Consider the following 21894-nt stretch of genomic DNA (forward strand, 5'->3'; position numbering starts at 1 on the left):
TTCTTGTAATTGACAATTGATAGTTGATAATGAATTACTTTTTCAAATGAAAAACAAGCGGACTGCTGATGTCCATTTCTACCTGTCCGTTGCTTTTCTGCGCGATGAGCTTTTGATAGACTTGCGAATCTATTGTGAGGGTCATCATATTGCCGTCAAGGGTGAATGTCATTTGCTGTTCTTCGCCCTCGGTATTGTCAAAGATAATGGTATTGCCTTTTACTTTGTAACCGCCAATTTGGTCTTTTGGTGTGTTTGGAAGGGTCAGGAAACAAATACCGTTGGTAAATTCATAGGTTCCTCCTTTCCATATTGGGTTAAAATCAATGTCCATTCCCGGATTGTTTTTGCCTGACGGGTAGATTTTTACCGGTCCGCCAGAAACTTTTGTAATCTGCCATTTGCCGTTGATATCAGCTTCTTTAGTTGTTTCTTCAATCGTTTTGGCGATCTGTTCTGAAGGATTATTTTCTGTGTTAGATTGTTCTGTTTTTTGGTTTTCTCCACAAGATAATAGCGATAACGCTAAACCAATGATGATATATTTCTTCATTATTTTATTTTTATTTTGTCTACTTTTTTGTTTTCCAAAACTTTTGGGTCTATTTTTAGTTCAGATGTCGGTTTTCTGTAGCTGAATGTCCAAGTATTAAGATACGTGCCCTCCTTGACGCTACTTTCTTTCAGGTAAGTGTATAAACCTTTTGTATTAGAAAAAGTGTATATTTTCCCATTTTCGCGAGGATCGGTGATGCTTTTCAAAGGCTGTGGCATAATACATTGTAAGAAACCACTACTGTAGAAGTCGGTGTTATAATATTCCATTGCCATATAGGTGGTTAGCGTAATTGGCTTCAACATATTTTCAATTCCGTTTTTTCCCTTGTCATAGGTAAATATAAAGGCATCGCCACCGATAAGATGCTCTGTAATTTTGTATCCATCGACTTTTAGTTTATTCGTTCGCCCTTTTTTATCTTTCCAAGTGTAAGTACCTTTGTCATAATACAGTTCAAAAGCATCCCGTTCTTGTCCACTGCGAACTATTTTAGACAATTCACCAAGTTTATTATAGGTAAAATCTGCTTTTACATAATTATTATTCTTAAAAATGACGGTGATGCTGCTTACTCTTTCATTCGACCCGAATACATATTCTTGTGTGGCATAGCTGTATTTAAAGGTATAATCACCGTTGTTTGATTTGATTTCGGTCAGCCGTCCTTCTTTGTCATAGGAATATGTAATCGTTTTGCTGGATATAGTTTTGCCATTCTCCTTTTTTACAAAGCTTACTTTATCCGGCACTTCTTTTGGGGCGTTTTTGATCGCGTCTTGTACGTTTACAATCTGCGCTGAAAGTTTGTGAAAAGCTAGCAGGCACATTGTGCTTAATATTATGATAGTTGTTTTCATTTTATGAGATTTAAATAATTTGAGATTGCCACAGGTGTACAGATATTAGTTTTTTTCTTGATTTTTTTATCATCTGTGCATCCCGAAAATTGGAACAAGTACTGTGGCTTTTTATTATTATTGTCCACTGTCAATTGATTAATTATTCACTTCATACACACCGATATCACCAACGGCTTTATAAATAAATTGATCCATGGTGTTGATTAGTAGCAAATCTTTATCTTTATGTTGGCCTTTCCAACCATTTCCTTTGGGTATTATTACAAACAAATTTTTGTATTTTTCCGAGCCGCTATCCCCACCCAACCACATATTATTACTATCGTATTTATTGTATGACCATGTTAATTCTACATCAGTGGGTACAGTATTTTCTTTCCAACGCCATTTATTATCGTTAACCCTAAAACGGTAATATCCATTACCTGTAATATTTTTGTAAGATGCGTTGTCGTAGATGGATAATGTACGTTTTTCCAATTGTATATATTGCGAATCAAAATATTTGCTAATAAATTGAGGACTATCTTCATTATGTCGAGATTTTATGACGACTATTTGCCCTGATGCGTCTCGTGTAAAATCATAATATCCAAAGAACATTTTCACAGCGGTAATGCCGGTACTTGCATCATAAGTTGTTTGTATTTCTCTTTGATATGTGCCGTGGGAATCCATGTTGAATATTAAAAACTGGTTTGAGCCAACAATTTTAAGTAAGTATGCGGTCATCAATATCGGCTTATCTCCATATTCGGCAGGGGCCGATGCTTTGGGTAGATATTCTTCTATAATGACGTAGTCCGATAATTCTTCTGCCGTGATTTCCTTGGCAACTTGTTCCGGTTGCGGTGAGTCATCGTCGCTACTGCTACACGCTGTAAACAACAGCGTAAATGCGAAGATTGCGAATGTTAGTTTTGTTATATTTTTCATAATATTTTTTTTCAATTGATTTTACATTTTCTCGCACACAATAACGTCTCCAGTAGTCATTGTTTTGCCGGTATTTACTAATAGAATATCCTTGTCTTTATGCTGACCTTTCCAGCCGTTGCCTTTTGGTATGGCGATAAAAGCATTATAGAGCTGTTCTGTTCCACCGTCTTGCCCTGTCCAAACATTTCTGTGGTTCAGATAGTAAGACCACGTTAAATCTGCATCAGTAGGTACGGCATCTTGTTTGTATCGCCAAAAATCAGTAGAGAACCGATAAAAACCTGTAAGATTTTCTACGGCTTTGTAAGTAGAATTGTCGTAAACCTGACCATCTACTTTTATCAATTGTGTGTAGCTTGATGTAAACCAATAGGTATTGGGATTGTTAGGGTCATCCTCAAAATGGAAATTACCTTTTACAACAATCTGCTCATTAGCATCTCTGGTCAATTCATAATAGCCCCATTTGGTTTTGAGTTTTGTAATGCCGGTAGTTGCATCGTATGTGATTGCCTCGTCTTGTTCCAGGTTATAGAGAACAGAAGCAAACCAGCCTTCACTAAAGGCATAAAGCTTGCCGTCATTGTTGTATTCTGCAAGGTAGGTCGCAATTAAGTATGGTTTGGTACCTAATTGATTTTGATATTCAGGCTTGGCTAAAAACTCACCTACAATCATATAATTTTGCAGTTCTTCTACCGTGATTTCTTTGGCAATCTGGTTAGGTTGCGGTGAGTCGTCGTCGCTACTGCTACACGCTGTAAACAACAGCGTAAATGCGAAGATTGCGAATGTTATTTTTATTAAATTTTTCATATTTCTTGAATTGATAGTTGATAATTGACAGTTGACAATGAATTGTCCATTCTCCATTGTCCACTCTCCATTTTTAATTAATTATTGATTTCATACACACCAATATCACCGATGGCTCTGTAATAAAAATAATCCTGCACACTCACAATCAACAAATCTTTGTCTTTGTATTGACCTTTCCAACCGTTGCCTTTGGGGAGTGAGATAAAAATGTTGTACCATTGTTCTGTTCCGCCATCCGAACCCACCCAAACATTATTATTGTGTTTAGTGTATGACCAAATTAATTCTGCAGTAGTTGGTACGGCATTTTCTTTCCAACGCCATTTGTTATCACTACTTCTAAAACGGTAATAGCCGTTACCTGTTACATTTTTATAAGTTGTGTTGTCGTAGATGGATTGTGTTTTCTTTACCAATTGCAGGTATTGCGAGTCAAAATATTTGACTATACGATAGTTACTATCTTCATTATGTCGTGATTTTATGACCACAATTTGCCCGGATGCGTCTCGGGTAAAATCATAATATCCGAAGACCGTGTTAATAGACGTAATGCCGGTACTTGCATCATAAGTTGTTTGCATTTCTATTCTTTCTGTAAAATCGATGATTGAAGAATACTCACCTGTATTCACATTTTTTTCTATGTATGCAGGTATCAATATTGGCTTATCTCCATATTCGGCAGGTGCTGAGGCTTTGGGCTTATACTCTTCTATAATCACATAGTCCAATAATTCCTCTGCCGTGATTTCCTTGGCAATCTGTTCCGGTTGCGGTGTGTCGTCGTCACTTTTGCTACACGCTGTAAACAACAGTGTAAATGCGAAGAGGATGAATATAAATTTAGTCATTGCTTTCATGATCAGATTTTTTGAAAGTTATTATCTCGCAGGAACCATTTCCCATTGGTCGAATTTGTTGTTTTGCAATACGGCAGTTTCGGTTCCGTTGTAGCTGGTGTCGCCGTCCCAGATCAATACTTTTCCGCCGTAGGTGCCGGTTACAAAATGGAATCTGTTCGATGTTCCTGCCGCCGGTTTCAACGTGAAACTTTCAGGGTCTGCGCTATTTACGCTTAACCATTTTGAGTTAGAAAAATAGACATACCAGTTAGGCGTATCGAATTGTTTGAGTTGAATGGTGCCGTTTTTAGATTGGATTACCTCCCATTTTTGCAAATCGCTACCATCAAAATCGTCCAATCTAAGCTTTGTGAACTTTTCTTTTTTGGGATTTGTCAGTGCTTTTTGATTACCCACGTTGATAATGTAGTAGGTACCCATTGTGATTTTTTGAGCATTGCTAACGCCTGTGCCAAGGCTACCCGCAGTTTTTCGTGCTGTACCAGACGATGTAGGCATATTCAAGATACCTGAATTGTTTACTGTACGTGCTGCCTGTTGTACACTCGAACAAGATGTAACACTTGCTACTATTCCTACAAGTATTATAAGTTTGATTATTCTGTTCATAATATTTCTGTTTTTAGATGTTATTTTTTTGTTGAAATTTGAGCGCTGAATTGTAACTTTCTACTCTCCATTTTCAATTAAAACCAGCTGTCTATATTATTAATGATAAAATCTTTGTACTGATTAGCGTTTGTGCAATGACCTGCCCCGGGGACGATGAGCGTTTTGCTTTTATCCTTCACACCTGGATTTACGTTCTCTTGCAAACCGTTTACAAAAGTTTCGGCATCGGGTGTTTGTACTGTATTGTCAACTTTGTTGTTCATAAACAGCACAGGATAAAGTATACTTTTGCCTTTCCAGACATCGCCACCGGCACATTCAAGAATGACACCTTTTATACCTTCTATGGGATAACTGTTATTCTGTGGGTTTGCAGGAAGAACGGCACCGTGCAGGCGATTTCCTCCTCGTGACAATCCGCCAAGCACCACTTTATTTCTTGCAATACTAAAAGCGGTGGTTTCTGTGGTAATAAGCTGTTCCATATCTTCTTTGAACCCTGCATAATATTCCGAATTGGTTCTGTATGTAGTGGTAATTGCCACATATCCTTTATCTGCCAAAGCTGTACATTGGGCATTCAGCGTGGCATCGTTTTCATTTCCGCCATCACCTACGGCAAGGATAATAAGGCCTCTACGGGTGCTAGGTTGGCTGGTTTCCTGATAGAAAACCTTGTAGGCCGCACCGTTTGTTGTGCCTGCTTTGGTTTTTACATCGCTGTTTACCGGCATTTCCGGTTCGTTGTTATCATCGCTTGAGCAATTGGATAATAAGAACAGAAAGCTCATTAAAAACAATATGTTCAACAGTTTACATTTTTTCATAATCTCATTTTTTACCGTTAAAAAATAATTGAAAAATAGAAAAACGAGCAATCAAAAAATAGCATAAAATCGCAAAAGTGGATTTAGATATTATTGTTCTTTTCAACGCTCCATTCTTCCTTTTCAGTTAATATTATATGACAAATGAAACAAGAAAATCAAAGCAAATTTGTCCAAATGAGTAAAGCGCAAAACTGAATGAGTGAGTAATCGTGTTCAACAAGGGAAGATTTAGATTATATATTGAATATTTACTATTTTTACCTGAAAAATAAACAGTTAGCCAATGCCATCTTTTTATAAGCTTATTCTTATTATTGCATTCAGTAGTCTTTCCTTGTCTGCCTTGGCACAGGAAAATAACCTTGATGTGCTTATAAATAGTTATACATCACAAAAGACATCTTCTACATCCAGCAGCGAACTGATTTCGGCATTGGAGAAAAATATACTTACTGATCCTGCCGGAGCTACTTCCAAAATAGATTGTCTTATATTGGTAGCTCAACGCAAAAATGATAACAGCACAACAGTAAGTCTTTCGCGTCTAAAAGGAGCATCATTATTCTATCAAGGAAAATTTGTAGAAGCGGAAAAAGTTACACAAAAGGCTTACGAATTGGCAAAAAAATACAATGTACAGTCGCAAATGCCCCGTATTCTGGCAACAAAAGGCAATGCGCAGATTATGCAATCGAAACTACCCGAAGCATTAGAAACACAGAACCAAGGACTGAAAATCGCAGAATCGCTCAAAGACGAGCCAACAATCCATTTGATAAAAAATAATCTTGTTGCTATTTATCTGCAAATGAATGATTTTGATCTTGCAAAACATCATCTGGAAGATAACATTCGCTTTTATAGCAAAATACCAGCTATGGCAAATGTTTTGGCTACAAACTATAATAATCTGGCACTGGTTTATGAGAAACAGAAAGACTACAAAAAGTCCAACGAACTTCTACACAAAGCATTGGCGCAAAATGGGGTCGAAGCGAATAAAACATTGCTCTCGCAGATATACAACAATCTGGGCAGTGGGTACAACAATCTGAACGAAAACGATTCTGCCTTTTATTATTTCAGCAAAGCGTACGAGGTAACGACAGAAACTAAAAACACAAAAAGTCAAGCCGTTAGTAAAATAGGTTTATCGGATTATTATTTCAAAACCAAGAATTACAGCGAAGCCGAAAAACTAGCCTCTGAAGCTTATGCCGCAGGGAAAGAATTAAAATCTATCGATGTGCAGAAAGAAAGTGCCGATCAGCTGATGAAAATTTACAATTACCTGCATCAACCTAACACAGCTCAAAAATATTATCAAATCAGCAAACTGTTGACAGATAGTATATCTAATCAGGATAATACCCGAAAGCTGACACGATTGCAAATGCAGTATGATTTTGATAAAAAAGAAGAGCAATACAAGCACCAGCAAATTGTACATAACCTGAATTTGCAGCAACAACTCTTGTTGAATGAGCTTAATCAAAACGAATTAGCCAAAACGCAACAAGAACAAAAATTACAATCAGCCGAACTGGAAAATCAAAAATTGCAAAATGCTGAAAATAGCCAAAAACTAAAAATAACGACACAGGAAAAAACATTGGCAGAGAATAAGAATAAAAGTCTGCAACAAGAGAATGAGTTGGCGACACTTAAGCTAAAACAATTCTGGCTGTACGGATTCATTGGACTACTCGTTGCCGGATTGCTGTTTTTTCTTTGGTGGAATAAAAACCGTTTGCAACAGCTGAAAACAGAAAATAAACTGAAAGAAAAAGAAGCTGAAGAACTACTTCAAAAAAATAAGGTAACAGAAAGCGAGCTGAAAGCTATTCGTTCGCAGATGAATCCGCATTTTATTTTTAATGTTCTTAATTCTATAGAGGCATATATTGTAGAGAGCGAACCCGAAATGGCGCGTTCACTGGTACAAAAATTTGCAAAGCTAAGCCGTATGATCTTGGAAAACTCGACACAGCCGCTTTCTACACTGGAAAGCGAATGGAAGGTCAACAAAATCTACACCGATATTGAGCATATTCGTTTTGGCAAACATTTCGATTACCGCTTTGAGGTCGAAAAAGGACTGGATCTACGTCAGTATCTCATTCCTCCAATGATGTTACAGCCCCTCATAGAAAATGCTATACTTCACGGTTTGCGATACGAACGGGAGCCGGGAGCATCTTTACTTGTTACGGCAACAGAAACCGACAAGCACATCGAAATAAAAGTGATAGATAACGGATCAGGATTGGGCAACGCTAAGTCGGAAACACCGGGATACAAAAAGAAATCATTTGGACTGTCCTCTATAAAAGACCGTATCGAGATTCTTAACAGCGATTATCCTGATATGCAAGCCTCGTTTGAAATTATTGACCGTGCCACTTTAGGGGAAAAAGGTTGTATTTCTTTGCTGCGTCTACCAAAAATTGAAGAAAGAAAGTAGGATTAAACGTTACGGAATATTAGAATGCGAAAGTTTACGCCAGTTTTTCAAGTAGCATTGCTTTTTTTGTAGAAGAAACTTCAATTTCTGCACCATTTGCAAGTTCCAAAACATCGCCTTTTCGGAATTTTACAACATATTCCAAATTGACAATCGCACTGCGGTTCACCCTAAAAAAACAGTCTTCTGAAAGTATCGTTTCATATTCTTTCAGCGTTTTCGAAACAATAATCTTATTTCCAGAAACGACATGGAAAACACTGTAATTGCTCATGGCTTCAACGGTGATAATATCGCTTTTTTTGATGTAATAAATTCCTTCGGCGGTAGCTAAAGACAGTCTCCCGCTGTCTTTCTTGTTGTTTTGCTGTATGTTAGCTTTTTTGCTGACTTTTTCTTCAAGCTTGTTGATGGCTGCTTCCAATTCTTCGGGATCAACAGGCTTCATCAGGTAATCCAACGCATCGTTGCGAAGAGCATCCAGTACATAGGCATCGTAAGCAGTTACGAAAATAACCTCAAAATTAAATTGCCCCAAGAGCTCCAAAAATTGAAAGCCGTTGATTTTGGGCATCTCAATATCCAGAAAAAGAACATCAATATCTAAATTTTTAATAATAGTCAAAGCTTTTTTGGGATCATTGAAAATGGCTACAACCTCTAATTTGTCTGAAAAATTTGCAAGCTTATGGTTTAAAAGAGAAGTTCCCTTTTCTTCATCGTCTAATATTATTGCCTTTATCATCATTGTGAAAATTATTTGTTCATACAAATTCCGAATGAAAAGTATTTCTTCAAAAATACGGTAAAATACACTTCAAAAATATTAAATTGAGTGTGCTGTCCTATAAAATGATTGAATGTGTATAATGAATAAGGGAAACGATAAATACTAATGTTCTGGACTAATGTAATGCAAAATCTGATATAGGGAAGCATTCCGGTAACGTTTCATTTGTTCGGCATCGGTTTCGAAACCTTCTTCTATGGCTTTCTTCAAGGGATTAAACAAAGCTTCCCATTTTCTACGGTCTTTGGGGACAGCTCCGGTAAACTGTTTAAATTCACGGATAAAATGGTTTTGATCAAAATAATCAAACTGGTGTACAATATCTGACCAACCTGCATTGGGATTTTCTCCCAAAAAATTTTGAACGGCAGTAAACCTGGCAACACGTCCGAATAATTTGGGGTTAACACCTATAATTTCCGTAAAATGGTTGGTTAGCCCAGAATGTGACATATCCACTTTTTTGCAAATTTCCTTTATCGGCACATTCCCAGATTTTTCTGTAATTTCCCAGCTGACTTTAATGATACGTTCGTCAGTTGTTTTTGACCGTTTTTGCAGTTCGGCAATCAGAAATTTTTCCAAAATCCGCATGCAGTACTCATCATCGTGCAAATGAGCTTCCAAATCGGGCAACAAATCTTTTAATGCCGGAAATAATTCGGTAGCATCTACGGTGATATTATGGAACTGTGATTGTTCTAGTCCAAAAACGGAGTAAGCTCCCCAAGGTAGAAAATCGATATTTATAATTCGGATGTTCTCATTAGATGTATAAAGCACGGATTTGGAATGCTGTCCTGCAAAAGCTATTCTGTAATTAACGGTATTGCCTGTGAAGTAATCTGTTACTGAAGGATTTTGGTTTAGAAACAAAGTAAGCGAGGTGGCATTATCAGGTAAAAATTTTGTTTTTGAAAGCTCGTTTACAGAAAGCTCTGCGTAGGCGAACATCAATATATAATTTTTAAGTAAAGTATCCGATTCGTAGAATTTGACCTGCATAATGTTCCATTTTTTTCATTTCAGACATGGTTTAAATTTATAAAAAATATTGTTTAAACCACTAGCATATGTGTTTTTTTTACCTTTATTATTCATACTATCTCAACCCTCTCCCTTTTTTCTTTTTCTTCTTCATTTGGCTTGCAAACTGTTCTTCTTCGTAGTCCTCGCCCTGTACATCGGGTAAAAAGCTTAACAATCCCAAATCGAAATTATGCGAATGTTCCTGTGAAATGAATTCAAAGAGGTCTTTTGTTGGAAGGCTGTCCAATTCATTTGTTTTGGAAACAGGGGTATCCTGTATCTTCAATTCGGGTTTATTTCCGTCGTTCCACCAATCGTTGAATACGTTTGCCGACAAGTTTCTGTCTAATTGTGAGCCGTTCCAAACGCTACGGCTTTCGTGGTCAATAAAGGTCATACCGTAAATTCGTCCTTCACTATTACGTCTTACAACTGTATTAATACCCTGCTCAGTCAACTGCTTTTTAAAATCTGTTTCGTTGCTTGTGGTATGTATGGCAAGCTCCACCGTATTTTTCAGAACAGACCTTACAGGAGTGGTTTTAATTTTCTCTTTAGACTGCTCAAAGTGTTTTTGAAGCTGTGCCACGCCTGCGTCTTTTCCGAATAGCGATGCTTTGAACGGATTACTTGCCTTGTTTCCGTTCTCGTCCAATGCCACATAGACCAATCCATTTACAGTTTGACCGTTACGTTCGCCTTTTACTTCTTCTACTGTAATGTTAAAAAGTGATAGCAAAGCATTGTAGCTTCCCATAGTTGAAAAGCTGTAATACTTTGGCAAATGCCGTACTATCGAAGCAATTTGGCTCTTTATATCTCCACGTTGATAATCAACAGGTTTGAAAACTTTATTGCCCTGTTTCTGCTCCTGCTTGGTCGCCTTATGCAAGTTATATTTAGTTTCCAAATCCCGGCAGATTGCCATTGAGCGTGGATGGTCGTAATCATCAGGGATTTTATTTCCGTCAATGCCTACGCAGGTTGAAACAATGTGTATATGTTTGCGGTCAATGTCAGTATGCTTGAAAACAATATAAGGCTGGTTCCCGTATCCCATACGTTCCATATATTCCTGTGCCATTTCCGTAAATTGTTCATCGCTGACCTTATCCGCAGGATCTGGGTTCAGCGATATATGACGTACCGTCTTTTCAGTTTTAATATTTGCAGACAGATACGGCTCAAAGCATTTATTAAAATAGGCTACAGAATACCTACCGTCCACCGTATCAGGTATCTTATTCAGTAATAAAACAGCTCCGTTTTCCCTGTCAACTTTCTGCTGATTGTACAAAATCGCTCCGTACATATTGCTTCCCTTTCCAATTTTTGCAATCATAACTTTACTCTTTTTTCAGATACTTATCTTCAAATTCCTGTGTCAAACGGATAACTTCTTTAGTGACTTGTACCAATTCTATCGTTTCTTTTTCCAATTTAAAAAGGTATGTTCCTGCTTTTTTCTCCGAAAAATTGCGGTATAATATCTTCACAATCTGATTGTAATTTGTTCCGATTGATCGGAACTGGCTAAAAAATCGGGTCAACTTTTCGTGATATTCGATAGCATCCATATCAATTTTGACGGTTTTTACCGTCTTCTGAAAGATACAGGCGGTAATAAAATGGGCGATTACTTTCATATCTGATTGGTCAAAGAGGGCAAGAAATTTGGCATTGTCCTCTGCATTCAGGTTGATGGAATACCGATTGACCGCAGGGTCAATCTTTGGTTTCCTTCCTGATTTCTTAATCTGTTTTCTGTTTTTCTCTTCCATAATAATCCAATTTTAATTTTAAACAAACGAGCGACTTCGGAGCCGTTTCCAGCCCCCTGCAAGGGCAAGTGCTCTTGAGGTGCGGAAATTTATTTCGAGGACCTCAAGAGATAACTTGCTCTGAACAGGAGTTCAGAAAAATCCCTTTTGCAAACGGATTGGAGTTAGCCGAAAAAGCTAATCGCTTTCGTTACAAAGTTCGATAAGACTATTTGAATAACAACAACTTACAATCACGCCAAACAAAGCCAATAAACGCCAAATACTGCCACCTTTATGGGGATTGGAATTGCTTTTATTTCCTTTGTAACTGGTTAACTGGCTGATTGGTTATAACCTTAACTATGTAGCCAATCTGCATAAATCCCGACAGCAAATCTGCGTGATTGAATGCAGACGAATTACAGATTTTTGAGTTAATGAACTAGCCAATTAAGGGTATGCAGGTGCATAGGTAGATAGGTTGTTACATAGGTGCAATCGTACATACAACTGACTGCTTAGCTAGCCAAACAGCTAATTTGAGATAATATTAAAATTTAGAGATATGATAGACGAAGAAAACAAAAATCAGCAACCCGAAAAAAAAGGATTTTTCTATTGAAAATTTCCTAATTGATGAAAAGAAACAACCTTTGATAGAACAACAAGGAGCAACACATCGGGAAGGCTTTGCAAAACCCGAAGTTGATGAGGAAGCTATTATGCGTGTAATGGCAGGAGAAGAACCCGAGGAAATAGCAATAGAAACGGAACAAACTAAACCGTCAGCGAACAGTACGAAAAAAAGTACCTCCAAGCCAAAGAAGCTGACCAAACAGGACTACTGCGGACAGTTCTTTAAAATTCCGAACAGTACTGCAAGTAGGGGTAAATCGGTGTATGTACGGCAGGAACACCATGAAACATTTAACAGGCTTACCAATATTATGGGCGTCGACAAACTGACGATTTATGCCTATCTGGACAACATTATCGAGTACCACTTTCAGGAGTTCGGGGAGTTAATTAGCGAAATCTATAATGAGAAGCACAAGCCGTTGTTTTGATAGCAGTGCATTGTTGGTAGGTAGTGCGTTTCTTCCTCTTAAAATTGTTACCAAAAGAAAAAAACAGAAAAAAAAGAAAGCCATTTAATCAACGGATTTAAACCAACGAAGCACTATAAGTCCCAAAGGGTGGCGAAGCCATTATGCGTGCGGAGTTGGTGTAATCCGTTAACTTTGCTACCTTTTTATTCTTTTATAAAATGTTTTTACTTTCTTTAGTTATTATTGGAATTACCTTTATGTAAATCAATTCAAAGAAAATTTCAACAATTGTCTGTGTCACAATAACAATAGCAACTAATTGGTTTTCAGGTGCGGGTAATGCAAGTGCCAAAGGCAATACTACCAATGAATTTCTTGTGCTTGTAGAAAACGAAATGGCTCTCGAACTTTGAACATCAACTTTAAACAATTGTGCTGATATCTTTCCAATAAATGGAGCGATAATCGCAAATACGATATAAACAGGAAGTACCTTTAAAATAGGCTCGGGATTATTATACAACACGCCAATTTGTGAAGCAATAACCACAAAGAAAGTCAAAGCCATAAATGGAACAGGCAACCAGCCCGAAAAATCCAAAATCGCTTTTCCAACGTTATTATCAGATTTGGATACCATCTGCGTAATAATAGAAAATAAAAACGGAATGACGATTAAATAAAGAAATGCTTTTACGAACGGTGTTACTTCAATGATACTTATAGTTTCTTTTCCTAGAAAAATCCATAAATACAAAGGCAGTAATAACATTTGAAAAATGAACAATAACGGTGTAGAAGCTAAAACCGCTTTCGAATTACCTTTTCCCAAGTGCGAAAAAACAATGACATAATCAATACAAGGAGTTAGTAAAACCAAAGCTACTCCAAGTGTGATGATTGGTGTTGTTGGAAAAATGTTTATCAATATCCAAACTAATAGAGGAATTAAAACAAAGTTACCAAACAATAGAGCTTTAAAAAATGAACGATTTTTTAGAGCCTGTTTCAATTCCAAAAAAGGAATTTGGCAAAACATACTGTAAAGTAAAATCCCGATGATCGGCTCAATAGTTTTTTCGAGTATATTGCTGTCATTCCAGTTTAAACCCACAAAAACACTAATTAGTAGGGTAATAATGTATATCCCGATTTGTCTTTCTTCAAGCCTATCTTTTTTTATCATTCAAAATTAAAGTTATGTTTTTTATTTCCCCAAATACCTGCAATCAATTCAACCTGAATTTTACTTCGTTTTTATAAATAGATACTCACAAAGGTAAAAATTCTGTAACACTATTGGCAATTGAACGCCAAACGCTACCTCTGACAGCAACATTGGAATAACCTATGTAAATAGCTTTTATTTTCGAGGTTTAAATGATGCAGATATGGAAATAACAGTTTTAGACATTCAGATTTTAAAAGCATTGCATAGGGAAGTAAAGGAAGTTTCCAATCTAATTGCGGAAATGACCGCACCCTACAAAGCATTGCAACAGGCAACAAAATGGCTCGACCAACAGGAAGCCTGTCAACTACTGAACATTAGCAAAAGAACTTTGCAGACGTACAGGGCAAAGGGCATTCTTGGGGCAACGCAAATCAATCGGAAAACATATTTCAGATTATCCGAAGTGGAATTATTTATGCAGGGAGAGCGACCGTTAAAAAAGCAAAAGAAATGAAACAGATTGGAAATTCAAACGAGGATATGCTTGCTTTGCTCGAAGCTGTGGTAGGCATCAAGAATGAACTGCTGTATATCAGGGAATATTTCCACCCACTTTTAAAAGGGGAAATCTACCTGTCAGGCGAACAGGTCTGCGAGATGTTGCATATCAGCAAACGGACGTTGCAACAGTACAGAGATGACGGACTGATACCTTTTATCAAGCTCGAACGGAAAATTCTTTTTCGAGAAAGTGATATTATCAAGGTGTTGGAAGATAACTATCAGCGTTAGCTGACTGTCTGAAACTGTGAACGTATCATCAATTAAAGAAACAGCCCACTGCTTAAAGCGATGGGCTGTTTTAAATTATATAACTTACTTTATTAATGTTAAATCAAACGTTTATTATTTCTTTAAGCCTTGTCGATATATTTTTCCAATTTGTGTCAAGATTAACAGTCCGTATCTGAATTTTATGATTGTCATATTTAAAATCTAAATCATAATCTCTCTCAATAGTTGGATATAAAAGTATTCCAGTTGCCATATTAGTTTTTTCACTACCATCCTGCTGATTTAATAAATAACTAAATAGCTGATATAGGTTAGATGACCTAATTCTCTCTTTGTCGTAATTGACAGTCATTGTCTCTTTGTAATATTTAGCATCAATAATTATCTTTTTTTCTTCATTTTCCAATGAAATATCAGTTTCCATTTGAGGTAGATACTGATGACTTTCGATATCATCTTCTTGAAATTGCCATTTAATTATTTCTTTTTTAACAGTGTTAAATTTTCTCTGCTCAATACGATAAAAATTTCTAATAAACGCTTCAAACAACTGATTCATTTTCTTTTCATCCTTTGTAAAGTCAGAAAATTTGTATTTCCCTTTTTCTTCTGATGGGAATGTACTTTGAAAAATAAGATGACATACATTCATCACAAAACCATAAAAACGATTATTTCTGTTTAATTTGACTTGTTTAAAGTGACTTGCTTTGATTTCAATTAAGTCAACTCCGAGTAACATTGTTTGCAATTTTGCTAATTCCATTTTTAGGAAAGGGTCAATGCCTTTTGTTCTCGTGAGCCTATTAATTGTTGAAACCAAAATTTGATTTGTGATAATATTGGCAGAGAAATCATCATAAGTACAAACAGTTTTTTGTTTGAAAAGTAAATTTCTCTTGAGAGTCTGACTGATTTCAATTTTGCCTTTAACCCCTGAAATTTCTTCTTGGTGGTCTATATAACTTTTATCGATTCCTCTTTTGAGTAAAAGCTTTGAAGAGGTAATTAGTACCTTAGCAAATAAATCGAGTAATTCTGTTTTGTCATCTATAGAAACATAAACACGTTCTTTTTCGTCTAACTTGTTCCAAGCATAGCAAAGCAAAAAGTATATATTTTCGATTGGGATTGCCATTTTTTACCTTGAAAGCTGTTTTAATATATCAGAAACTTTTGAAAGGTCGTCAAACCAAATCTCTTCCAGCAACGGCTTTAGTTCATAATTTAATATGTCCGACCACCACTGATTTTCATTTCTATCATTTGAGTATGTACAAAAATAGCTATGTCCAATTTGAAAGCCTTCTCCAAGGTTAACATCTTCTTTTATTTTGATATTTAATTTTGAAATTGAAGTGCATATGTGTTCAATAATTCCTTCTGACAAACCTTTGTCACTTAAAAACGAGCGAAAATTTAGACCATAATCAGGCTGTAATGAAACAAAAGCAAATCTTCTTCTCAAAGCATAATCTACTATTGCAAGAGAACGGTCAGCTGTATTCATTGTACCAATTATATACAGATTTTCTGGAACATAAAATCGGTCTTCTTCATCTTCTGAATATGTAAGTTTTAATGCAAATTTTTCATCTCTTTTATCAGCTTCAATTAACATCAATAACTCGCCAAATATTTTACTTAAGTTACCTCTATTGATTTCATCAATTATGAAAAAGAAAGGACGGTCAGGATGAGCCAACGCTCTTTGACAAAATGAGTAAAAAATACCATCTCGTAAATCAAACCCTCCTTTTTGGGTAGGGCGTAGACCTTGTATAAAATCCTCATAACTATAAGATTGATGAAATTGAACCATTTCAATATTAGTATCTTTTATCTCTTGCATAATTTCATAAGCAAGTTTTCTAGCGATAAAAGTCTTTCCTACACCTGGAGGACCTTGTAGAATTATATTTTTCTTCCGCTTTAATAATGAAACTGTATTCGAGAAATCTTCTTCACTGATAAATGGCTTGTCTGCATCTTCAGAAAATTTGTAACTCTTGATGTTTTCAGACTGAAGGAGTTTTTCTGTGATAATATTTTTATTATCAATAATCTCTCTTATAATTTCATATTCTTCCTCTGTCAGCTTGAATAAACTTCCTTGGTTATTTATAAAGACTTCACATTCTTGAAGCGAGGGATTGTTTTTCAAATCATTCCAATGAATAGGAATTTCTAATTTTTCAATCAGTTCAAACTCAATTTCTTCTCCTTTGACTGTATTATGAATTCCTTGTGTAATTTCATAGATAGCTTTTATTTGCTTAGTAGGAGTACTTTCATACCCAATCATTAAATCACCTCTTTTGGTAGCTTCGAAATGTTTGTAGATTCTTCTTTTGTTTCCTTTTTCATTATGGGTGGTATAGGTCTGTTTCTCCCCAACATTATGTTTACTAATTGACCAAATTTTTGGATTTGCATTTAACCACCAATAATTTATGTCGTCATCTGGTTCGTGAGTAGTATCTTGTGGTAATTCAATATCTCTATTCTCTTTAACTTGCAATGTTCTGTTCAATAAGCTCTGAAACTTGTCTTCGGGTATGATTAATTCTTCTGTAAGATTAAATTTTTCAAAAGTCTCTATAAATATTTTCCACTCGTTTGAATAGAAAGAGTTAATTGTTTTTATGAAATCTGTTTCAGGATAATGCTTATAGTAATTGCCTTTGCCCTTTTGTTCGAATCCTCCTATTTTCTCAATTATTTCTTCATAAGCTTGTATGATTTGTGTGTCTTTTTCTGATTGAAATGCTAACTCAAGATAGGCATTGGGATTTTCAATATCCCAAAAATTAAATACCAAACCTGCTTGTCTAGTTTTGTTTTTCCAATCGCCTTTATTTACCAAACCGAGAAAAATGTAATGACTTCCTTGAAACCAATATCCTTTTCTAAGTCTTTCACTATCTTTTTTTCTAAGCCAAAAAGTTAGGTCAAGATATTTTTCTTCTTTGAGTTTCAGTAAATGTTGAAGGATTTTATCGCTCCAATTTATTATCAGTTCTTCTTGTGTCATACTTTCTTTTTTACTCCTGATTTCGGCATCTTCTTTACTGTTTGTATAACCCCGAAACTGGTCAATATTTATACTATTTTAACTTTTCGTAGATATTATTTTATCAATGCCTAAATTACAAAAAAAGCCAATGCAGTTAACATTGACTTTTGTACATCAGAATTATAAATCACTGTTCAGAGTTGCGAAACAAATGACTTTTCCATACCCTTAAATTTATGGGAAACCTTTTGCATATCCTTTCCGACTTTCTCATTAAGTATCTTGGCGTAAATTTGTGTGGTGGCAATGTTCTTATGTCCCAACATCTTGCTCAAACTTTCGAGCGGAACGCCCTCACTCAAAAACAATGTGGCAAATGTATGGCGTGCTAAATGAAAGGTTACTTTCTTTTCTTTAAGGCAATCAATCAATTGAGATATTCTTTTTAAGCTGTCGTTACAAACCGTATTTGATGGTACAGGAAATGCCTTTCCGTCTTTTGAAAATCCAGCATATTTTTCGATAATCATTTTGGGAATATCCAACAGCATCACATTTGACGATGTGGCTGTTTTTTTCCTACGTATGATAATCCACTGGTTACCGTCAAAGAAATCCTGAATATTGCTGTTTCTAAGCCCTTTCATATCTGAATAGGAAAGACCAGTAAAGCAACTGAAAACAAACAGGTCTTTAACCAATTCGTCTTTCTTTTTCTCGCAGTTTAACATTACAAGCTGTTCCAACTCGTTCCGCAACAGATAACCTCTGTCTTTGTCCTTTTTGGTATTCTTGTACTCGCTGAACGGATTGAAAGCAAGATGCTTTCTACTCATTGCCAAACGGCAAAGCGTGGTAAAGCCAATCATATACAGCCAAATGGTGTTATGTGTCAAGCTTTGGTCATCACGCAGGTAGTAATCAAAGTCCTGTACAAAATCAGGAGTAAGGTCGTTAAAAGACACATCGGAGTAACCGTATTTTGTAAGTACAAAATTGCGAAGATGTCTTAATAGTGTTTTATACTTACTTCGTGTTCCATTTACCCGAAGTCCGCTATTGACCTTTTTCTCATAGTCGGAAAGAAACTGTTCATAGAACTTGAAAAAGGTCATTTCTCCGCTTTCCATACCGAGGATGGCATTTTTAAGTTTAGTACTGTTTACAGCCCCCTCGTTCTTCAGAATTTTGGAATAGCATTCCTCAATACTCAAACGGATTTTATCAAGCTTGCTGTTCACATCTTGGGCTTCTCGGCTTTTTCCTAAAACCCTTCCATACTTCAAATCCCAATTTGATGCAGAAATATCCAGCTTTGTACTGAATGCAGACTGTTTGCCGTTTACGGTAATCCTGCACATAACCGTAACTTTTCCGTTCTTCTTCGGGGCATTCTTTTTAAGGTAGAAAAGAACCTTAAACGTTGATTTTTTTGTCGTTTCCATACTCACAATTCTTAATGATAAAATTAAACCTATGTGAGCTACGGAACAATACGAAAAACTATGCAGAAGACTGAATTACAGCATTTTAAAGCGATTATTTCTAATGCTTAAAAGTAACGTTTTAGTAACCTTACTTTTGCCTAACCTCGCTTTTTTCTGCTTTTTACCTCATTACCAAAAAATTAAAAAACGATTGTAAAGCCTTTATTTACAACCGTTTTCCCTGTTATTAATCTTTGATGTATTTTTACTGAAAATTTATTTTAAATAAGAGTCAGGATTTTTTTTGAATTCTTCTTTGCACATCGGACCACAAAAACCATATACTTCGCCTTTATACGTTAAAGTATCGCTAAGATGTTCCGCTGTTTTCATATTACAAATAGGATCTTCAGCGTTGGCCACTTGGATATTTATTTTATTCCCAGTTTCCATTTCAGTAACTTGCTTTACTTCAAGATTTTTCTCTTTGTTGCAAGCGACTAAAGAAACTGCAAAAAGGATAAATGCCAGGTTTTTCATGATGTTTATTTTTAATAAAATTATATTCTAAAATAGTCGAGATAGAACTCTTTCTGAGCCTTATCTAACAAAACTACTAAAGAAAATTGTGATAAAGCCATTTCTAAAGCTGAAACTTATCATTCGTTGGCTCTGACCAAAATCGCTACCAAACCCTGCAAAATACGTTGGGCAACAAAATTCATAAAATCTGTACGCTCTAGATGTGGTAAATATAAATGCCCAACTTCCTCCATATTTCCCACCCGAATCGCATAATAAACTGTGCCAACATCTTTGCCATCTTCACCTTTGTTAGGACCTGCAACACCAGTGGTTGACAGACAAATATCGGTCCCGAAAAGTTGTTGTCCGCCACGCGCCATTTCCAAAGCGACTTCTTCGCTTACCACGGTGTGTTTTGCCAGACTTTCTTTTGAAACCTTTAAAATAGTCACTTTCTTTTGTGTGGCGTAGGTTACAATTCCGCCAAGAAAATAATTGGAACTTCCGGAAACCGAAGTTATTAATTTAGAAATTTCACCGCCTGTACAACTTTCGGCTGTGGAAATACTAAGTTTTTTCTCGGTAAGAATTTCACCTAGAATTTTCTCAATTTTATCTTCGTAAGTCGCTATAACATGATCATCGATAATTTTTAAAAGCACTTGAATTTGATGTTCAACTTCTTTTTCTAAAATAGATTTATCTTTTCCTGATGCTGTAATTCTCAGCTTAACACGATTTCCGATTGGTAAATAGGATAAAGAAATATGAGTTGGAAGTTGATCTTCCCAATCTGAAATGCGCTCCGCCAAAATACTTTCTGGAATATTAACCACAGAAACAATACGAGTTAAAATAGAATCCATTTCAAAGCTTTCTTTTAAATAAGGAATAATTTTATCCTTAATTAAAGGTTTGACTTCGTAAGGCACGCCTGGTAAAGAAAACACCAATTTCCCGTTATCATCAATCATTTGGCAAGGTGCTGTGCCATATTCATTTTGAAAAACCTTAGCTTTCGATAAAACTTCTGCTTGAGAAACATTCAATTCTAATAAATGTTGACGCTTTCTTTTTTGGAGATATTTCGATAAATGTTGGTAGGTTTCTTCGTCTAAAACAAGATTATCATTAAAAAACTCAGCGAAAGCCTTTTTTGTTTTATCATCACGCGTTGGGCCTAAACCGCCGGTTGCAATTACCAAATCGGCCGTTTCCAAGGCTGTTTTTAAGCAAGATTTTATGGATTCGAGTTCATCGGAAATCGTAAAAATTTGTTTTACAGAAATGCCGATAGATTTTAGCTCTCTTGCGATGAAGTTAGAGTTGGTATCTATGGTATTTCCAGATAAAATTTCGTCACCGATGGTGATAAGAATTGCGTTTTTCATAAGGTTTTATTTTAAACCGTTTTGTTTTAAAAAAGAAAAAGCAAACTTACATGATACAGGTTTTACTTTTCTACAAATTTTTACTTGAGGATAAAAATAAAAAAAAGCATCCGTAACACAAGTGCTACAGATGCTTTCTTACTAACTAAAATTTTTTTAATCTTAATCGACAATTTCATATTCGATTGGGAGATGTCCTATTGACAAATTTCCAATCTCAGCAAAAGCGGCTTTTGACATATCAAAAGCTCTAGATTTTGTAAAAGGTCCTCTATCATTAATTCTCACTACGACACTTTTACCATTACGAAGATTCGTAATTTTCACTTTTGTCCCAAAAGGGATACTTCTGTTAGCTGCTGTAAAGGCATCGTTATCGAAAATCTCACCGCTAGCTGTTTTTCTACCTTCAAACTTATCGTGGTAGTACGATGCAAAACTTGTTTTGGCATCTGTGGCATCACTCTTGTAAGTGAAAGAGTAAATACCAAGTGTTGAAATCATCATTATGATTACGAGAATGAATCTTTTCATCATTTTTGAATTTTTTAATTGTTTTGACTCCGCAAAGTTATCCCGAAAAGCTTCGAGAGGAAAAACTTAGCACCAGCAAGTCTTAAAATTATCTTAAAATTAAATTAACATCAGCTGTAAGTCTTTTATTTACAGCAGTTTTCAGAGTTTGTTAAAAAACGTTAATTTTAATCTTATTTTCTTAAAATTTTAAAACAATTAGAGCTATTACCAAAACACAAAAACCTCTTAAATAATTGATTTTTAGCACATTTTAATATTCAAAGCATAAATGTCAATTTTGACTATTCATTAATTTAAATTGGTTTTTATAAAAAATTTGATATTTTAAAAGGACGAAACTATTACGGATATCATAAATATCTATAAAGAATCACAAGAATATATTAAAATATTAAAATTAAAAAGCAATAAAAAATCAAAACAAACTGACAATCAATCATTTAAACTAA

22 protein-coding genes are annotated in these 21894 nt (G+C 35.6%); 4 read left to right on the top strand and 18 right to left on the bottom strand.

Annotated features, from left to right (window positions below):
* Positions 1–34: 34 nt before the first annotated feature.
* The 7 genes from G6R40_RS05450 to G6R40_RS05480 all read right to left on the bottom strand — a co-directional run bounded on the left by G6R40_RS05450 (position 35) and on the right by G6R40_RS05480 (position 5446).
* Entirely contained in the window at positions 35–553 is a 519-nt protein-coding gene (locus G6R40_RS05450) for a lipocalin family protein (protein WP_165132665.1), read from the bottom strand.
* Entirely contained in the window at positions 553–1416 is an 864-nt protein-coding gene (locus tag G6R40_RS05455) for a hypothetical protein (RefSeq protein ID WP_165132668.1), read from the bottom strand. Before G6R40_RS05455 ends, G6R40_RS05450 begins: the two co-directional genes overlap by 1 nt.
* 138 nt (positions 1417–1554) lie before the next feature.
* Positions 1555–2307, bottom strand: coding sequence for a hypothetical protein (locus G6R40_RS05460; protein WP_165132671.1), 753 nt, complete (start codon positions 2305–2307; stop codon positions 1555–1557).
* A 69-nt stretch (positions 2308–2376) separates the two neighbouring features.
* Positions 2377–3174, bottom strand: a complete 798-nt coding sequence (locus G6R40_RS05465) for a hypothetical protein (RefSeq protein WP_165132674.1) — start codon at positions 3172–3174, stop codon at positions 2377–2379.
* 77 nt (positions 3175–3251) lie between these two features.
* Entirely contained in the window at positions 3252–4040 is a 789-nt protein-coding gene (locus G6R40_RS05470) for a hypothetical protein (RefSeq protein ID WP_165132677.1), read from the bottom strand.
* Positions 4041–4061: 21 nt separating this feature from the next.
* On the bottom strand, positions 4062–4652 hold the full coding sequence (locus tag G6R40_RS05475; RefSeq protein ID WP_165132680.1) for a hypothetical protein: 591 nt from the start codon (positions 4650–4652) through the stop codon (positions 4062–4064).
* Positions 4653–4729: 77 nt separating this feature from the next.
* Positions 4730–5446, bottom strand: coding sequence for a hypothetical protein (locus G6R40_RS05480; protein WP_165132683.1), 717 nt, complete (start codon positions 5444–5446; stop codon positions 4730–4732).
* Positions 5447–5768: 322 nt separating this feature from the next.
* Between G6R40_RS05480 and G6R40_RS05485 the strand changes: the two genes are divergently transcribed.
* The gene (locus G6R40_RS05485; protein WP_165132686.1) at positions 5769–7949 is read left to right on the top strand and encodes a tetratricopeptide repeat protein; all 2181 of its coding nucleotides are present in this window, start codon (positions 5769–5771) and stop codon (positions 7947–7949) included.
* 34 nt (positions 7950–7983) lie between these two features.
* On the opposite strand, the gene G6R40_RS05490 is transcribed toward G6R40_RS05485, so the two are convergent.
* The 4 genes from G6R40_RS05490 to mobA form a co-directional block, all read right to left on the bottom strand.
* Positions 7984–8697 (bottom strand): LytR/AlgR family response regulator transcription factor, encoded by a 714-nt coding sequence (locus G6R40_RS05490; protein WP_228455928.1) that lies wholly within the window; start codon positions 8695–8697, stop codon positions 7984–7986.
* Positions 8698–8841: 144 nt separating this feature from the next.
* Positions 8842–9744, bottom strand: coding sequence for a helix-turn-helix domain-containing protein (locus G6R40_RS05495; protein WP_165132689.1), 903 nt, complete (start codon positions 9742–9744; stop codon positions 8842–8844).
* Positions 9745–9841: 97 nt separating this feature from the next.
* Positions 9842–11110, bottom strand: coding sequence for a conjugal transfer protein MobB (mobB, locus tag G6R40_RS05500; RefSeq protein ID WP_165132692.1), 1269 nt, complete (start codon positions 11108–11110; stop codon positions 9842–9844).
* 4 nt (positions 11111–11114) lie between these two features.
* Entirely contained in the window at positions 11115–11549 is a 435-nt protein-coding gene (gene mobA / locus G6R40_RS05505) for a conjugal transfer protein MobA (protein ID WP_165132695.1), read from the bottom strand.
* 635 nt (positions 11550–12184) lie between these two features.
* Here mobA and G6R40_RS05510 point away from each other — a divergent pair.
* Positions 12185–12598, top strand: a complete 414-nt coding sequence (locus G6R40_RS05510) for a DUF3408 domain-containing protein (protein WP_228455930.1) — start codon at positions 12185–12187, stop codon at positions 12596–12598.
* A gap of 193 nt (positions 12599–12791) precedes the next feature.
* Here the strand turns inward: G6R40_RS05510 and G6R40_RS05515 are convergent, their stop codons facing one another.
* Entirely contained in the window at positions 12792–13766 is a 975-nt protein-coding gene (locus G6R40_RS05515; protein ID WP_165132698.1) for an arsenic resistance protein, read from the bottom strand.
* A gap of 205 nt (positions 13767–13971) precedes the next feature.
* Between G6R40_RS05515 and G6R40_RS05520 the strand changes: the two genes are divergently transcribed.
* Together G6R40_RS05520 and G6R40_RS05525 are read left to right on the top strand one after the other, a co-directional pair.
* A complete protein-coding gene (locus tag G6R40_RS05520; RefSeq protein ID WP_034737355.1) occupies positions 13972–14268 on the top strand; it encodes a helix-turn-helix domain-containing protein in 297 nt (98 codons plus the stop codon).
* Positions 14265–14546: a helix-turn-helix domain-containing protein gene (locus G6R40_RS05525; protein WP_034979496.1), complete on the top strand. Its 282-nt coding sequence runs from the start codon at positions 14265–14267 to the stop codon at positions 14544–14546. Before G6R40_RS05520 ends, G6R40_RS05525 begins: the two co-directional genes overlap by 4 nt.
* 103 nt (positions 14547–14649) lie before the next feature.
* On the opposite strand, the gene mcrC is transcribed toward G6R40_RS05525, so the two are convergent.
* From mcrC to G6R40_RS05555, 6 genes are all read right to left on the bottom strand, one after another.
* Positions 14650–15687 carry a 5-methylcytosine-specific restriction endonuclease system specificity protein McrC gene (gene mcrC, locus G6R40_RS05530; RefSeq protein ID WP_165132701.1) on the bottom strand — a complete coding sequence of 346 codons (1038 nt, stop codon included), beginning with the start codon at positions 15685–15687 and terminating at the stop codon, positions 14650–14652.
* 3 nt (positions 15688–15690) lie between these two features.
* A complete protein-coding gene (locus G6R40_RS05535; RefSeq protein WP_165132721.1) occupies positions 15691–17583 on the bottom strand; it encodes an AAA family ATPase in 1893 nt (630 codons plus the stop codon).
* A gap of 176 nt (positions 17584–17759) precedes the next feature.
* On the bottom strand, positions 17760–19010 hold the full coding sequence (locus G6R40_RS05540) for a site-specific integrase (RefSeq protein ID WP_165132724.1): 1251 nt from the start codon (positions 19008–19010) through the stop codon (positions 17760–17762).
* A 258-nt stretch (positions 19011–19268) separates the two neighbouring features.
* Positions 19269–19532, bottom strand: coding sequence for a YHS domain-containing protein (locus G6R40_RS05545; protein ID WP_165132727.1), 264 nt, complete (start codon positions 19530–19532; stop codon positions 19269–19271).
* A gap of 119 nt (positions 19533–19651) precedes the next feature.
* On the bottom strand, positions 19652–20908 hold the full coding sequence (locus tag G6R40_RS05550) for a CinA family nicotinamide mononucleotide deamidase-related protein (protein ID WP_165132730.1): 1257 nt from the start codon (positions 20906–20908) through the stop codon (positions 19652–19654).
* 162 nt (positions 20909–21070) lie between these two features.
* Positions 21071–21445 carry a septal ring lytic transglycosylase RlpA family protein gene (locus G6R40_RS05555; protein WP_165132733.1) on the bottom strand — a complete coding sequence of 125 codons (375 nt, stop codon included), beginning with the start codon at positions 21443–21445 and terminating at the stop codon, positions 21071–21073.
* Positions 21446–21894: the final 449 nt, after the last annotated feature.

Origin of the sequence: Chryseobacterium sp. POL2 (assembly GCF_011058315.1) — a bacterium.
Taxonomy (GTDB): Bacteria; Bacteroidota; Bacteroidia; order Flavobacteriales; family Weeksellaceae; genus Soonwooa.